Here is an 18240-nt window from a genome sequence, read left to right on the forward strand (position 1 = left end):
TTAAAATTAAGCATTTATGCGCTATTATTATGAGTCAAATTGTTGACAGTGTTTTATGTTAGAGGTTTATATGGATCGTACTTCCTTAGCTCCGGTTGGAGAGCGGTTAGCCGTAATAGATTTTAATGGGCAATTGAAGGTTCTTGCCGAGCATGAGCGACCACTGCAGGGTGATCTGATTGTTGCAGTTATCGAAAATGAACCACAAAAACTTCAAGTTAAAGTTGCGACAGAAGAAGACTCGCAAGATATCACTCAAGATGTTGCTCAAATTATTGATGCTCTTAGAGCCGGACAAGAGCCGACATTACTGAGTTTTGAGTTCGCCCCAGCTTCGGGTGAGAATGCCGGCTCCAGTTTTCAAGAAAGTGGGACCGTTGAGCGTACAGGAGCAGAAATACTTGCCAGTACTTGGTTTGAAACGATGGGGATCGCTGCTCTAGGCTTGTCTGAATATCAAAGTCTATCGCTTGCGGAGCTTCTTTTGAGCGCGGCAAATTCAGATGATGCATTGCCAGCTATCAGCCCTCGACCTCCGGTAGCTAAAGATGACAGCGTTTTGATCGATGAAGACGCTTCGGTTTCCATCGATGTTTTGGCTAACGACCAAGACGCAGATAGCGATTCGTTAAGGATTGAATCGGCAACTGTTCCGGCAGAGCAAGGCACAGTAGAGATTATTGATGGAAAGTTGACATTTACGCCAGCCAAAGGCTTTAACGGTGAAGCGACTATTACTTATGTGGTAACTGATGGAGCGCTAACTGATGAAGCTACGGTGATTGTCACAGTTAACCCAGCAAACGACGCACCGACCATTGACGTTACCGCGGTTGATAGCGTGACTGAAGATGCGGTATCGACAGATACAGTAGTGGCAACAGTGACCGTTGCCGATACAGATACGCCAGCAGATGAGCTTACTGTTCAGCTAGAAAACAACGATGACGGTTACTTCGTGCTCGATGGTGACCAAGTTAAGCTGACCGATAAAGGTGTCGAAGCGGTTAATAACGACCAGCTAGATTTGAATAGTCTGAGTGTCACAGCGTCGGTATCTGACGGTGTGAACCCGAAAGCGACAGACACGGATTCGTTGGACGTGGTTCGCGTAAACGACGCTCCAACCATCGACGTCACAGCCATCGATAGCGTGACTGAAGACGCGGTATCGACAGATACAGTAGTGGCAACAGTGACCGTTGCCGATACAGATACGCCAGCAGATGAGCTTACTGTTCAGCTAGAAAACAACGATGACGGTTACTTCGTGCTCGATGGTGACCAAGTTAAGCTGACCGATAAAGGTGTCGAAGCGGTTAATAGTGACCAGCTTGACTTAGACAGCCTAACGGTAAGTGCATCGGTATCGGACGGAGTTAGCCCGACAGCGACAGACACCGACTCTCTTGATGTCGTTCGTATAAATGACGCACCGACCATCGATGTTACCGCGGTTGATAGCGTGACTGAAGATGCGGTATCGACAGATACAGTAGTGGCAACAGTGACCGTTGCCGATACAGATACGCCAGCAGATGAGCTTACTGTTCAGCTAGAAAACAACGATGACGGTTACTTCGTGCTCGATGGTGACCAAGTTAAGCTGACCGATAAAGGTGTCGAAGCGGTTAATAACGACCAGCTAGATTTGAATAGTCTGAGTGTCACAGCGTCGGTATCTGACGGTGTGAACCCGAAAGCGACAGACACGGATTCGTTGGACGTGGTTCGCGTAAACGACGCTCCAACCATCGACGTCACAGCCATCGATAGCGTGACTGAAGACGCGGTATCGACAGATACAGTAGTGGCAACAGTGACCGTTGCCGATACAGATACGCCAGCAGATGAGCTTACTGTTCAGCTAGAAAACAACGCTGGCGGTTACTTCGTGCTCGATGGTGACCAAGTTAAGCTGACCGATAAAGGTGTCGAAGCGGTTAATAGTGACCAGCTTGACTTAGACAGCCTAACGGTAAGTGCATCGGTATCGGACGGAGTTAGCCCGACAGCGACAGACACCGATTCTCTTGATGTCGTTCGTGTGAATGATGCACCGACCATTGATGTCACAGCGGTTGATAGCGTGACTGAAGATGCGGTATCTACCGACACAGTAGTGGCAACACTTGTTGTTGCTGATACAGATACACCAGCAGACGAGCTTACCGTTCAGCTAGAAAACAACACAGATGGTTACTTCGTCCTAGACGGTGATCAAGTTAAGTTGACCGACAAAGGTGTCGAAGCGGTTAATAATGACCAGCTTGACCTAACTACCTTATCTGTTAGTGCTTCGGTATCAGACGGTGTGAATCCGAAAGCGACAGACACCGATTCGTTGGATGTCGTTCGTGTAAATGACGCACCGACTATCGACGTTACCGCGGTTGATAGCGTGACTGAAGACGCGGTGAGCACCGATACCGTAGTGGCAACACTCGTTGTTGCTGATACGGATACACCTGCGGATCAATTGACCGTTCAGCTCGAAAACAACGCTGACGGTTACTTCGTTCTAGACGGTGATCAAGTGAAGTTGACCGACAAAGGTGTCGAAGCGGTTAATAATGACCAGCTTGACCTAGACAGCCTAACGGTAACTGCTTCGGTATCTGACGGTGTGAACCCGAAAGTAACAGACACGGATTCGTTGGACGTGGTTCGCGTAAACGACGCACCGACTATCGACGTTACCGCGGTTGATAGCGTGACTGAAGATGCGGTATCTACCGGTACCGTAGTGGCAACACTCGTTGTTGCTGATACAGATACACCTGCGGATCAATTGACCGTTCAGCTAGAAAACAACGCTGATGGCTATTTCGTGCTCGATGGTGACCAAGTTAAGTTGACCGACAAAGGTGTCGAAGCGGTTAATAATGACCAGCTTGACCTAACTACCTTGTCTGTCACTGCATCGGTATCTGACGGCGTGAACCCGAAAGTAACAGACACCGATTCGTTGGATGTCGTTCGTGTGAATGACGCACCGACTATCGACGTCACAGCGGTTGATAGCGTGACTGAAGATGCGGTGAGCACCGATACAGTAGTGGCAACACTCGTTGTTGCTGATACAGATACGCCAGCAGATGAGCTTACCGTTCAGCTAGAAAACAACACCGATGGTTACTTCGTCCTAGACGGTGATCAAGTGAAGTTGACCGACAAAGGTGTCGAAGCGGTTAATAACGACCAGCTTGACCTAACTACCTTGTCTGTCAGTGCATCGGTATCTGACGACGTGAACCCGAAAGCGACAGACACCGATTCTCTTGATGTGGTTCGCGTAAACGACGCACCAACCATCGACGTCACAGCGGTTGATAGCGTAACTGAAGATGCGGTGAGCACCGATACAGTAGTGGCAACACTCGTTGTTGCTGATACAGATACGCCAGCAGATCAATTGACGGTTCAGCTAGAAAACAACACCGATGGTTACTTCGTCCTAGACGGTGATCAAGTTAAGTTGACCGATAAAGGTGTCGAAGCGGTTAATAACGACCAGCTAGATTTGAATAGCCTGAGTGTCACAGCGTCGGTATCTGACGGAGTGAACCCGAAAGCGACAGACACGGATTCTCTTGATGTCGTTCGTGTGAATGATGCACCGACCATTGATGTCACAGCGGTTGATAGCGTGACTGAAGATGCGGTATCTACCGACACAGTAGTGGCAACACTTGTTGTTGCTGATACAGATACACCAGCAGACGAGCTTACCGTTCAGCTAGAAAACAACACCGATGGTTACTTCGTCCTAGACGGTGATCAAGTTAAGTTGACCGACAAAGGTGTCGAAGCGGTTAATAACGACCAGCTTGACCTAACTACCTTGTCTGTCAGTGCATCGGTATCTGACGACGTGAACCCGAAAGCGACAGACACCGATTCTCTTGATGTGGTTCGCGTAAATGACGCACCAACCATCGACGTCACAGCGGTTGATAGCGTAACTGAAGATGCGGTGAGCACCGATACAGTAGTGGCAACACTCGTTGTTGCTGATACAGATACGCCAGCAGATCAATTGGCGGTTCAGCTAGAAAACAACACCGATGGTTACTTCGTTCTAGACGGTGATCAAGTTAAGTTGACCGATAAAGGTGTCGAAGCGGTTAATAACGACCAGCTAGGTTTGAATAGCCTGAGTGTCACAGCGTCGGTATCTGACGGAGTGAACCCGAAAGCGACAGACACGGATTCTCTTGATGTCGTTCGTGTGAATGATGCACCGACCATTGATGTCACAGCGGTTGATAGCGTGACTGAAGATGCGGTATCTACCGACACAGTAGTGGCAACACTTGTTGTTGCTGATACAGATACACCAGCAGACGAGCTTACCGTTCAGCTAGAAAACAACACAGATGGTTACTTCGTCCTAGACGGTGATCAAGTTAAGTTGACCGACAAAGGTGTCGAAGCGGTTAATAATGACCAGCTTGACCTAACTACCTTATCTGTTAGTGCTTCGGTATCAGACGGTGTGAATCCGAAAGCGACAGACACCGATTCGTTGGATGTCGTTCGTGTAAATGACGCACCGACTATCGACGTTACCGCGGTTGATAGCGTGACTGAAGACGCGGTGAGCACCGATACCGTAGTGGCAACACTCGTTGTTGCTGATACGGATACACCTGCGGATCAATTGACCGTTCAGCTCGAAAACAACGCTGACGGTTACTTCGTCCTAGACGGTGATCAAGTGAAGTTGACCGACAAAGGTGTCGAAGCGGTTAATAATGACCAGCTTGACCTAGACAGCCTAACGGTAACTGCTTCGGTATCTGACGGTGTGAACCCGAAAGTAACAGACACGGATTCTCTTGATGTCGTTCGTGTGAATGATGCACCGACCATTGATGTCACAGCGGTTGATAGCGTGACTGAAGATGCGGTATCTACCGGTACCGTAGTGGCAACACTCGTTGTTGCCGATACAGATACACCTGCGGATCAATTGACCGTTCAGCTAGAAAACAACGCTGATGGCTATTTCGTGCTCGATGGTGACCAAGTTAAGTTGACCGACAAAGGTGTCGAAGCGGTTAATAATGACCAGCTTGACCTAACTACCTTGTCTGTCACTGCATCGGTATCTGACGGCGTGAACCCGAAAGTAACAGACACCGATTCGTTGGATGTCGTTCGTGTGAATGACGCACCGACTATCGACGTCACAGCGGTTGATAGCGTGACTGAAGATGCGGTGAGCACCGATACAGTAGTGGCAACACTCGTTGTTGCTGATACAGATACGCCAGCAGATGAGCTTACCGTTCAGCTAGAAAACAACACCGATGGTTACTTCGTCCTAGACGGTGATCAAGTGAAGTTGACCGACAAAGGTGTCGAAGCGGTTAATAACGACCAGCTTGACCTAACTACCTTGTCTGTCAGTGCATCGGTATCTGACGACGTGAACCCGAAAGCGACAGACACCGATTCTCTTGATGTGGTTCGCGTAAACGACGCACCAACCATCGACGTCACAGCGGTTGATAGCGTAACTGAAGATGCGGTGAGCACCGATACAGTAGTGGCAACACTCGTTGTTGCTGATACAGATACGCCAGCAGATCAATTGACGGTTCAGCTAGAAAACAACACCGATGGTTACTTCGTCCTAGACGGTGATCAAGTTAAGTTGACCGATAAAGGTGTCGAAGCGGTTAATAACGACCAGCTAGATTTGAATAGCCTGAGTGTCACAGCGTCGGTATCTGACGGAGTGAACCCGAAAGCGACAGACACGGATTATCTTGATGTCGTTCGTGTGAATGATGCACCGACCATTGATGTCACAGCGGTTGATAGCGTGACTGAAGATGCGGTATCTACCGACACAGTAGTGGCAACACTTGTTGTTGCTGATACAGATACACCAGCAGACGAGCTTACCGTTCAGCTAGAAAACAACACCGATGGTTACTTCGTCCTAGACGGTGATCAAGTTAAGTTGACCGACAAAGGTGTCGAAGCGGTTAATAATGACCAGCTTGACCTAACTACCTTATCTGTTAGTGCTTCGGTATCAGACGGTGTGAATCCGAAAGCGACAGACACCGATTCGTTGGATGTCGTTCGTGTAAATGACGCACCGACTATCGACGTTACCGCGGTTGATAGCGTGACTGAAGACGCGGTGAGCACCGATACCGTAGTGGCAACACTCGTTGTTGCTGATACGGATACACCTGCGGATCAATTGACCGTTCAGCTCGAAAACAACGCTGACGGTTACTTCGTCCTAGACGGTGATCAAGTGAAGTTGACCGACAAAGGTGTCGAAGCGGTTAATAATGACCAGCTTGACCTAGACAGCCTAACGGTAACTGCTTCGGTATCTGACGGTGTGAACCCGAAAGTAACAGACACGGATTCGTTGGACGTGGTTCGCGTAAACGACGCACCGACTATCGACGTTACCGCGGTTGATAGCGTGACTGAAGATGCGGTATCTACCGGTACCGTAGTGGCAACACTCGTTGTTGCTGATACAGATACACCTGCGGATCAATTGACCGTTCAGCTAGAAAACAACACAGATGGTTACTTCGTCCTAGACGGTGATCAAGTTAAGTTGACCGACAAAGGTGTCGAAGCGGTTAATAATGACCAGCTTGACCTAACTACCTTATCTGTTAGTGCTTCGGTATCAGACGGTGTGAATCCGAAAGCGACAGACACCGATTCGTTGGATGTCGTTCGTGTAAATGACGCACCGACTATCGACGTTACCGCGGTTGATAGCGTGACTGAAGACGCGGTGAGCACCGATACCGTAGTGGCAACACTCGTTGTTGCTGATACGGATACACCTGCGGATCAATTGACCGTTCAGCTCGAAAACAACGCTGACGGTTACTTCGTTCTAGACGGTGATCAAGTGAAGTTGACCGACAAAGGTGTCGAAGCGGTTAATAATGACCAGCTTGACCTAGACAGCCTAACGGTAACTGCTTCGGTATCTGACGGTGTGAACCCGAAAGTAACAGACACGGATTCGTTGGACGTGGTTCGCGTAAACGACGCACCGACTATCGACGTTACCGCGGTTGATAGCGTGACTGAAGATGCGGTATCTACCGGTACCGTAGTGGCAACACTCGTTGTTGCTGATACAGATACACCTGCGGATCAATTGACCGTTCAGCTAGAAAACAACGCTGATGGCTATTTCGTGCTCGATGGTGACCAAGTTAAGTTGACCGACAAAGGTGTCGAAGCGGTTAATAATGACCAGCTTGACCTAACTACCTTGTCTGTCACTGCATCGGTATCTGACGGCGTGAACCCGAAAGTAACAGACACCGATTCGTTGGATGTCGTTCGTGTGAATGACGCACCGACTATCGACGTCACAGCGGTTGATAGCGTGACTGAAGATGCGGTGAGCACCGATACAGTAGTGGCAACACTCGTTGTTGCTGATACAGATACGCCAGCAGATGAGCTTACCGTTCAGCTAGAAAACAACACCGATGGTTACTTCGTCCTAGACGGTGATCAAGTGAAGTTGACCGACAAAGGTGTCGAAGCGGTTAATAACGACCAGCTTGACCTAACTACCTTATCTGTTAGTGCTTCGGTATCAGACGGTGTGAATCCGAAAGCGACAGACACCGATTCGTTGGATGTCGTTCGTGTAAATGACGCACCGACTATCGACGTTACCGCGGTTGATAGCGTGACTGAAGACGCGGTGAGCACCGATACCGTAGTGGCAACACTCGTTGTTGCTGATACGGATACACCTGCGGATCAATTGACCGTTCAGCTCGAAAACAACGCTGACGGTTACTTCGTCCTAGACGGTGATCAAGTGAAGTTGACCGACAAAGGTGTCGAAGCGGTTAATAATGACCAGCTTGACCTAGACAGCCTAACGGTAACTGCTTCGGTATCTGACGGTGTGAACCCGAAAGTAACAGACACGGATTCGTTGGACGTGGTTCGCGTAAACGACGCACCGACTATCGACGTTACCGCGGTTGATAGCGTGACTGAAGATGCGGTATCTACCGGTACCGTAGTGGCAACACTCGTTGTTGCCGATACAGATACACCTGCGGATCAATTGACCGTTCAGCTAGAAAACAACGCTGATGGCTATTTCGTGCTCGATGGTGACCAAGTTAAGTTGACCGACAAAGGTGTCGAAGCGGTTAATAATGACCAGCTTGACCTAACTACCTTGTCTGTCACTGCATCGGTATCTGACGGCGTGAACCCGAAAGTAACAGACACCGATTCGTTGGACGTGGTTCGCGTAAACGACGCACCGACTATCGACGTTACCGCGGTTGATAGCGTGACTGAAGATGCGGTATCTACCGGTACCGTAGTGGCAACACTCGTTGTTGCTGATACAGATACACCTGCGGATCAATTGACCGTTCAGCTAGAAAACAACACAGATGGTTACTTCGTCCTCGACGGTGATCAAGTTAAGTTGACCGACAAAGGTGTCGAAGCGGTTAATAATGACCAGCTTGACCTAACTACCTTATCTGTTAGTGCTTCGGTATCAGACGGTGTGAATCCGAAAGCGACAGACACCGATTCGTTGGATGTCGTTCGTGTAAATGACGCACCGACTATCGACGTTACCGCGGTTGATAGCGTGACTGAAGACGCGGTGAGCACCGATACCGTAGTGGCAACACTCGTTGTTGCTGATACGGATACACCTGCGGATCAATTGACCGTTCAGCTCGAAAACAACGCTGACGGTTACTTCGTTCTAGACGGTGATCAAGTGAAGTTGACCGACAAAGGTGTCGAAGCGGTTAATAACGACCAGCTTGACCTAACTACCTTATCTGTTAGTGCTTCGGTATCAGACGGTGTGAATCCGAAAGCGACAGACACCGATTCGTTGGATGTCGTTCGTGTAAATGACGCACCGACTATCGACGTTACCGCGGTTGATAGCGTGACTGAAGACGCGGTGAGCACCGATACCGTAGTGGCAACACTCGTTGTTGCTGATACAGATACACCTGCGGATCAATTGACCGTTCAGCTAGAAAACAACGCTGATGGCTATTTCGTGCTCGATGGTGACCAAGTTAAGTTGACCGACAAAGGTGTCGAAGCGGTTAATAATGACCAGCTTGACCTAACTACCTTGTCTGTCACTGCATCGGTATCTGACGGCGTGAACCCGAAAGTAACAGACACCGATTCGTTGGATGTCGTTCGTGTGAATGACGCACCGACTATCGACGTCACAGCGGTTGATAGCGTGACTGAAGATGCGGTGAGCACCGATACAGTAGTGGCAACACTCGTTGTTGCTGATACAGATACGCCAGCAGATGAGCTTACCGTTCAGCTAGAAAACAACACCGATGGTTACTTCGTCCTAGACGGTGATCAAGTGAAGTTGACCGACAAAGGTGTCGAAGCGGTTAATAACGACCAGCTTGACCTAACTACCTTATCTGTTAGTGCTTCGGTATCAGACGGTGTGAATCCGAAAGCGACAGACACCGATTCGTTGGATGTCGTTCGTGTAAATGACGCACCGACTATCGACGTTACCGCGGTTGATAGCGTGACTGAAGACGCGGTGAGCACCGATACCGTAGTGGCAACACTCGTTGTTGCTGATACAGATACACCTGCGGATCAATTGACCGTTCAGCTCGAAAACAACGCTGACGGTTACTTCGTCCTAGACGGTGATCAAGTGAAGTTGACCGACAAAGGTGTCGAAGCGGTTAATAATGACCAGCTTGACCTAGACAGCCTAACGGTAACTGCTTCGGTATCTGACGGTGTGAACCCGAAAGTAACAGACACGGATTCGTTGGACGTGGTTCGCGTAAACGACGCACCGACTATCGACGTTACCGCGGTTGATAGCGTGACTGAAGATGCGGTATCTACCGGTACCGTAGTGGCAACACTCGTTGTTGCCGATACAGATACACCTGCGGATCAATTGACCGTTCAGCTAGAAAACAACGCTGATGGCTATTTCGTGCTCGATGGTGACCAAGTTAAGTTGACCGACAAAGGTGTCGAAGCGGTTAATAATGACCAGCTTGACCTAACTACCTTGTCTGTCACTGCATCGGTATCTGACGGCGTGAACCCGAAAGTAACAGACACCGATTCGTTGGATGTCGTTCGTGTGAATGACGCACCGACTATCGACGTCACAGCGGTTGATAGCGTGACTGAAGATGCGGTGAGCACCGATACAGTAGTGGCAACACTCGTTGTTGCTGATACAGATACGCCAGCAGATCAATTGGCGGTTCAGCTAGAAAACAACACCGATGGTTACTTCGTTCTAGACGGTGATCAAGTTAAGTTGACCGATAAAGGTGTCGAAGCGGTTAATAACGACCAGCTAGATTTGAATAGCCTGAGTGTCACAGCGTCGGTATCTGACGGAGTGAACCCGAAAGCGACAGACACGGATTCTCTTGATGTCGTTCGTGTGAATGATGCACCGACCATTGATGTCACAGCGGTTGATAGCGTGACTGAAGATGCGGTATCTACCGACACAGTAGTGGCAACACTTGTTGTTGCTGATACAGATACACCAGCAGACGAGCTTACCGTTCAGCTAGAAAACAACACAGATGGTTACTTCGTCCTAGACGGTGATCAAGTTAAGTTGACCGACAAAGGTGTCGAAGCGGTTAATAATGACCAGCTTGACCTAACTACCTTATCTGTTAGTGCTTCGGTATCAGACGGTGTGAATCCGAAAGCGACAGACACGGATTCTCTTGATGTCGTTCGTGTGAATGATGCACCGACCATTGATGTCACAGCGGTTGATAGCGTGACTGAAGATGCGGTATCTACCGACACAGTAGTGGCAACACTTGTTGTTGCTGATACAGATACACCAGCAGACGAGCTTACCGTTCAGCTAGAAAACAACACAGATGGTTACTTCGTCCTAGACGGTGATCAAGTTAAGTTGACCGACAAAGGTGTCGAAGCGGTTAATAATGACCAGCTTGACCTAACTACCTTATCTGTTAGTGCTTCGGTATCAGACGGTGTGAATCCGAAAGCGACAGACACCGATTCGTTGGATGTCGTTCGTGTAAATGACGCACCGACTATCGACGTTACCGCGGTTGATAGCGTGACTGAAGACGCGGTGAGCACCGATACCGTAGTGGCAACACTCGTTGTTGCTGATACGGATACACCTGCGGATCAATTGACCGTTCAGCTCGAAAACAACGCTGACGGTTACTTCGTCCTAGACGGTGATCAAGTGAAGTTGACCGACAAAGGTGTCGAAGCGGTTAATAATGACCAGCTTGACCTAGACAGCCTAACGGTAACTGCTTCGGTATCTGACGGTGTGAACCCGAAAGTAACAGACACGGATTCGTTGGACGTGGTTCGCGTAAACGACGCACCGACTATCGACGTTACCGCGGTTGATAGCGTGACTGAAGATGCGGTATCTACCGGTACCGTAGTGGCAACACTCGTTGTTGCTGATACAGATACACCTGCGGATCAATTGACCGTTCAGCTAGAAAACAACACAGATGGTTACTTCGTCCTAGACGGTGATCAAGTTAAGTTGACCGACAAAGGTGTCGAAGCGGTTAATAATGACCAGCTTGACCTAACTACCTTATCTGTTAGTGCTTCGGTATCAGACGGTGTGAATCCGAAAGCGACAGACACCGATTCGTTGGATGTCGTTCGTGTAAATGACGCACCGACTATCGACGTTACCGCGGTTGATAGCGTGACTGAAGACGCGGTGAGCACCGATACCGTAGTGGCAACACTCGTTGTTGCTGATACGGATACACCTGCGGATCAATTGACCGTTCAGCTCGAAAACAACGCTGACGGTTACTTCGTTCTAGACGGTGATCAAGTGAAGTTGACCGACAAAGGTGTCGAAGCGGTTAATAATGACCAGCTTGACCTAGACAGCCTAACGGTAACTGCTTCGGTATCTGACGGTGTGAACCCGAAAGTAACAGACACGGATTCGTTGGACGTGGTTCGCGTAAACGACGCACCGACTATCGACGTTACCGCGGTTGATAGCGTGACTGAAGATGCGGTATCTACCGGTACCGTAGTGGCAACACTCGTTGTTGCTGATACAGATACACCTGCGGATCAATTGACCGTTCAGCTAGAAAACAACGCTGATGGCTATTTCGTGCTCGATGGTGACCAAGTTAAGTTGACCGACAAAGGTGTCGAAGCGGTTAATAATGACCAGCTTGACCTAACTACCTTGTCTGTCACTGCATCGGTATCTGACGGCGTGAACCCGAAAGTAACAGACACCGATTCGTTGGATGTCGTTCGTGTGAATGACGCACCGACTATCGACGTCACAGCGGTTGATAGCGTGACTGAAGATGCGGTGAGCACCGATACAGTAGTGGCAACACTCGTTGTTGCTGATACAGATACGCCAGCAGATGAGCTTACCGTTCAGCTAGAAAACAACACCGATGGTTACTTCGTCCTAGACGGTGATCAAGTGAAGTTGACCGACAAAGGTGTCGAAGCGGTTAATAACGACCAGCTTGACCTAACTACCTTGTCTGTCATTGCATCGGTATCTGACGACGTGAACCCGAAAGCGACAGACACCGATTCTCTTGATGTGGTTCGCGTAAACGACGCACCAACCATCGACGTCACAGCGGTTGATAGCGTAACTGAAGATGCGGTGAGCACCGATACAGTAGTGGCAACACTCGTTGTTGCTGATACAGATACGCCAGCAGATCAATTGACGGTTCAGCTAGAAAACAACACCGATGGTTACTTCGTCCTAGACGGTGATCAAGTTAAGTTGACCGATAAAGGTGTCGAAGCGGTTAATAACGACCAGCTAGATTTGAATAGCCTGAGTGTCACAGCGTCGGTATCTGACGGAGTGAACCCGAAAGCGACAGACACGGATTCTCTTGATGTCGTTCGTGTGAATGATGCACCGACCATTGATGTCACAGCGGTTGATAGCGTGACTGAAGATGCGGTATCTACCGACACCGTAGTGGCAACACTTGTTGTTGCTGATACAGATACACCAGCAGACGAGCTTACCGTTCAGCTAGAAAACAACACCGATGGTTACTTCGTCCTAGACGGTGATCAAGTTAAGTTGACCGATAAAGGTGTCGAAGCGGTTAATAACGACCAGCTAGATTTGAATAGCCTGAGTGTCACAGCGTCGGTATCTGACGGAGTGAACCCGAAAGCGACAGACACGGATTATCTTGATGTCGTTCGTGTGAATGATGCACCGACCATTGATGTCACAGCGGTTGATAGCGTGACTGAAGATGCGGTATCTACCGACACAGTAGTGGCAACACTTGTTGTTGCTGATACAGATACACCAGCAGACGAGCTTACCGTTCAGCTAGAAAACAACACCGATGGTTACTTCGTCCTAGACGGTGATCAAGTTAAGTTGACCGACAAAGGTGTCGAAGCGGTTAATAACGACCAGCTTGACCTAACTACCTTGTCTGTCAGTGCATCGGTATCTGACGACGTGAACCCGAAAGCGACAGACACCGATTCTCTTGATGTGGTTCGCGTAAACGACGCACCAACCATCGACGTCACAGCGGTTGATAGCGTAACTGAAGATGCGGTGAGCACCGATACAGTAGTGGCAACACTCGTTGTTGCTGATACAGATACGCCAGCAGATCAATTGGCGGTTCAGCTAGAAAACAACACCGATGGTTACTTCGTCCTAGACGGTGATCAAGTTAAGTTGACCGATAAAGGTGTCGAAGCGGTTAATAACGACCAGCTAGATTTGAATAGCCTGAGTGTCACAGCGTCGGTATCTGACGGAGTGAACCCGAAAGCGACAGACACGGATTCTCTTGATGTCGTTCGTGTGAATGATGCACCGACCATTGATGTCACAGCGGTTGATAGCGTGACTGAAGATGCGGTATCTACCGACACAGTAGTGGCAACACTTGTTGTTGCTGATACAGATACACCAGCAGACGAGCTTACCGTTCAGCTAGAAAACAACACAGATGGTTACTTCGTCCTAGACGGTGATCAAGTTAAGTTGACCGACAAAGGTGTCGAAGCGGTTAATAATGACCAGCTTGACCTAACTACCTTATCTGTTAGTGCTTCGGTATCAGACGGTGTGAATCCGAAAGCGACAGACACCGATTCGTTGGACGTGGTTCGTGGTTACAAATACGTTATTGGTACACATGGTGATAACGACATTACCGGTACAGCTGATGACGACATTATTGTTGGTGATGTCCAAGGTCTGCAGATTGTTGAGGGCGAGGATTACAACATTGCTTTTGTTCTAGATACTTCAGGCAGTATGGGGTATGACGTAGGTAAAGCAGAGGCTGAGTTCAAAAAGGTTCTTGATAGCCTTATCAATAGTGCTGGCAGTTCTTCTTCAGGCAAAGTAAATGTATTGTTAACGACGTTTGCAGCGGATGATAAGCTGTTGTTGGAAGTTGATTTGAGCGACCCAGAAGCTTCAACGAAAATCACAACTGCATTCGAAAACAATAGAGATGATGGTAGCGGTGGAACAAACTATGAAGCTGCATTTGATTCAGTGCTAGATTGGTTTTCAGGTAAAGATAGTGATGCAAATAACGTCACATACTTTATCTCTGATGGTACGCCGAACCAAGCTGACCACAATAGCGCTTATGATTTGGCTTCGATGACTAATGTGGTGATTGGTGCTGAAAATGGCAAAATTATTACTTTGGGAGACGTGTTACCAAGCGATTATCAACGTGGTGATGTTGTGACTTACAACAACCAAACGGTTATTGCGAGCAACACAGAGGTTTATTCTTTGTCGACTGGCGAACGCCTTGGCTACATGTACAGCAACACGGATTACTATGACTACAGCAATAGTGTTACCGCTCAAGCTGATAATATGTACAAAGCATTGGAAGAGTTCAGTGAAGTGCATGCGATTGGTCTTGGTAACAACTTGGACGCAAGCACTCTCGAAAACTACGACTCAGACAATACAGTGCGAACCAACATTGATGTTTCACAGTTGGCTGAAGTTATCCTTGGTAAGGAAGTCGCTCTGCTTCAAGGTAGAGATGACATCGATAGTCAAGCTGGTGACGATATTATCTTCGGTGATGCAATTCGATTTGGTTCTAGTGATGAACAAGGTGTATCTGCATTACAAGAGTATGTTGCTGGTCAATTAGGTAAAGATGTTGGTCTTGTTACCGAGAAAGATGTTCATAACTACATTACTGACAACCAAGCTGAATTTGAGCAATCTCGTTCAAGCGACCGAGCGGATAACCTGTCTGGAGGTGAAGGCAACGATATCCTATTCGGGCAAGGTGGCTCAGATACGCTGGACGGCGGTATAGGTGATGACATCCTGATCGGTGGTTTGGGTAACGATATCCTTACCGGTGGTGATGGTGCAGACATCTTCAAGTGGGTGGATGTTGCAAATGAGACTGATACAGTAAAAGACTTCAATGCAAACGAAGACTCTCTTGATTTCTCTGACTTGTTCGAGGATCTATCTAAGGACGAACTTGGTTCGTTACTGGATGATCTGAAGTCGGGCGATCACACTGGCGATGTTGGTAATTACCATGTGGAAGTTACGCAAGATGGAGCAACAGACTCTAACTTGAGTATCTCTAAAGGTGGAACGACATTAGATATCCATTTTGATGGAGCAAGTGTTGATGACGTCACTTCACACCTGATTGCAAGTCTGGATTCTCAATTTAAAGATATCTAATCTAACCAATTGGGTAGACACTGCGGGTTTTGCTACGCGCGTTGTTATATTGCCAGCTAACTTGATGGTTAGGAACTTCAATCCTAACCATTAAGCAAGTTTAGGAGGTAGCGAAGCGTTTTGGATGTAATTGCCCTAAAGATAAATTGAACCAATGATGATTTAATCCGCTAATCACGGTCGTTTTTGCACCTAATTTATTGATTTTAGATAGACCTATCCTACGCAGGTACGCCAAGCCGTCGCGATTCGCGCATGTTCATCCGGCGACTATCCAACCGCTCATGATTTTTTGAGCCCGCTGTAAAACATGTAAACACCACTCTGCATCCGCGCAACACACACTTATACGGGGCGTTACCTGCAAAGCCTTTGTATTGCTTCGCATACGTGAGTAGCTCTGGCTGCTTTGGTGCTTTCTCTCCCAAAGCTAAATACACCAGAGGCAGTAGGACCCTCGTTTTCTGTTGGATAGAAAACCGTAATAAAGCACCATTTTAAAATGGTGCTGTGGGATATGACCCACGTACCGTAATATCATTTCTTCTTGCGTTAGCGTTTTTGTTTTGTGCTTGCCGTCTCGATGGTCGAGATATTTAAACACAACGGTGCCGCCACTGTAGTGGCGTAACCTCGATGCCGATATAGGCGGGCGCTTCAGGTGAGCTATTGTCAAATGTGGTGTATGTAGATCATGCAGTAGCCTGTTGATGAGTCTCCATTTCTTTCACTCCATTGATGAAGCGAACATCTTTCACAACATCCGCTAGGAGTGCAAAACCTCGTAGACGACGCCACTTCGTCTCTGCACTACGCATTTACTTGTAGGCCATCATCAACGTAGTCTTTCTGTTTCCACAGTCCTTTGTCTTGTTCGTGCGTAAACGTGCTGTGGCGAACATCGATTCTATTGGGTTGGTTGTCCTGATATGAACCCAGTGCTCTGCTGGGTAATCGTAGAACGCCAGCATTTCAGCTTTATCTTTCACCAAACAGTCGGTTGCCTTTGGATACTTGGCTTCAAAGCGCTTCTGGAAGGTAGAGAAGGCGTGATAAGCATCATCTCTCGTTTCTGCCATCCAGATATCTTGCAGTGCTTCCTTCATTCGTGGTTGTACGCTTTTGGGCACCTTGTTAAGCACATTCGCTGTCTTATGTTCCCAGCACCGTTGTTGGGCAGTTTGAGGTCAGCACTTCGCAACCGCTTTCCAGAAGCCAAGCGCGCCATCTCCGATGGCGAGCTTCGGTGCTAACTGTAATCCCTGCGCTCGTAGCTGCTCAATGAGTTCCGTCCAACTTGCTTCTGACTCTCGATGACCATCCAGAACGCCAAGGACTTCTTTGCGTCCAGTGTCATCAACACCAATGATGACGAGTAAGCAGAGCTTATCGTCCATCCTAACGTGACAGTAAACACCGTCAGCCCAAACGTAAACATAGCGATGCCTACCGAGGTCACGCTTACGCCACTGTTCGTACTCAGCATACCAGCGCTCTTTGAGGCGACAGATGCTGTTGGCTGACAGGCCTTTCGCATCCTTACCAAGCAGAGACTCCAGGGCAGGCAGCATATTGCCCGTAGATATCCCCTTGAGATAGAGTAACGGGAGCAGTGTTGCAACACTCTTTGTTCGCTTGAGATACGGTGGTATCAAGTTGCTATTAAATTTGACGCCATTCCCTGAGCGATCTCTTACCTTAGGAATTTGCACTTCGACATCACCGACACCTGTTTGCAAGGTTCGCTTAGGTAAGAAACCGTTGCGCACGATGGCTTGCTTGCCGTCAACCATTACACTCTGATGTTGGGCTAGTAGCTGTTGAAGCTCAGCTTCAACAGCCCGTGCAATCAAATCTCTAGCCCCCTGGCGTATCAGTTCAGTAAGTGGGTCTTGTGGTGTATTCAGTGAAACAACAGTATTATCAGTCATGCGGAGTGCCTATCTGTTAATCGTTCTGGGGAGAACAGCATCAACAGATTACACCACAACTTCCTTTCTCTTCCATACACCAGAAATCAGCATAGCTCTCTGGTTGTCAAGAAAGTATCTTTCCCGAGGTTTTAATTGACTGATGTACCACGGCAGACTTTTTTGAACCCAGGGGGTATTGTTTAGCTGGGTTTAAATTAGAGTGCTGGTTTCAGCCTTGCTGGTGATGGTCGGTCTATGTTGGCGCAGTTTCCAGTTGCAACCGATGCTCGATATTGGGTTCGACTTGGGCGTTACCCTTCGGGCAGGGCTTTTCGCTAGAATCTTTCATCTATGGGCTAAGATCTTCATCTCCCTGAAAAGTCACAAGTGCCTTCCCAGGGCGTGAAGCTCTAAAGCCCCTATCTGCAAGGATATCGCTTCAATCCTGAACGCCTCCGCTACTGCGTAGCTGCGCCTCGTCGTGCCTCCTCGTTGCCTTTCACTGCCTGACATTAAGTTCGAGTAAGGGTTGGTTTT

The 18240-nt window shown here is 48.4% G+C and carries 1 protein-coding gene and 2 pseudogenes; 1 reads left to right on the forward strand and 2 read right to left on the reverse strand.

The window, feature by feature from the left end; all coding sequences use genetic code 11:
* Positions 1-70 precede the first annotated feature (70 nt).
* The gene (locus tag M4S28_RS26430; protein WP_249633815.1) at positions 71-15790 is read left to right on the forward strand and encodes an Ig-like domain-containing protein; all 15720 of its coding nucleotides are present in this window, start codon (positions 71-73) and stop codon (positions 15788-15790) included.
* Between the two features lie 221 nt (positions 15791-16011).
* Here M4S28_RS26430 and M4S28_RS26435 read toward each other — a convergent pair.
* Positions 16012-16454, reverse strand: a pseudogene (locus tag M4S28_RS26435) (transposase); the annotation flags it as partial.
* 28 nt (positions 16455-16482) lie between these two features.
* Positions 16483-17721, reverse strand: a pseudogene (locus M4S28_RS26440) (IS256 family transposase).
* Positions 17722-18240 lie beyond the last annotated feature (519 nt).

The organism is Vibrio sp. J383 (assembly GCF_023503985.1).
Taxonomy (GTDB): domain Bacteria; phylum Pseudomonadota; class Gammaproteobacteria; order Enterobacterales; family Vibrionaceae; genus Vibrio; species Vibrio splendidus.

Coding starts and splice junctions, on each gene's coding strand:
- M4S28_RS26430 (WP_249633815.1), top strand. CDS start 71: ATGGATCGTACTTCCTTAGCTCCGGTTGGAGAGCGGTTAGCCGTAATA.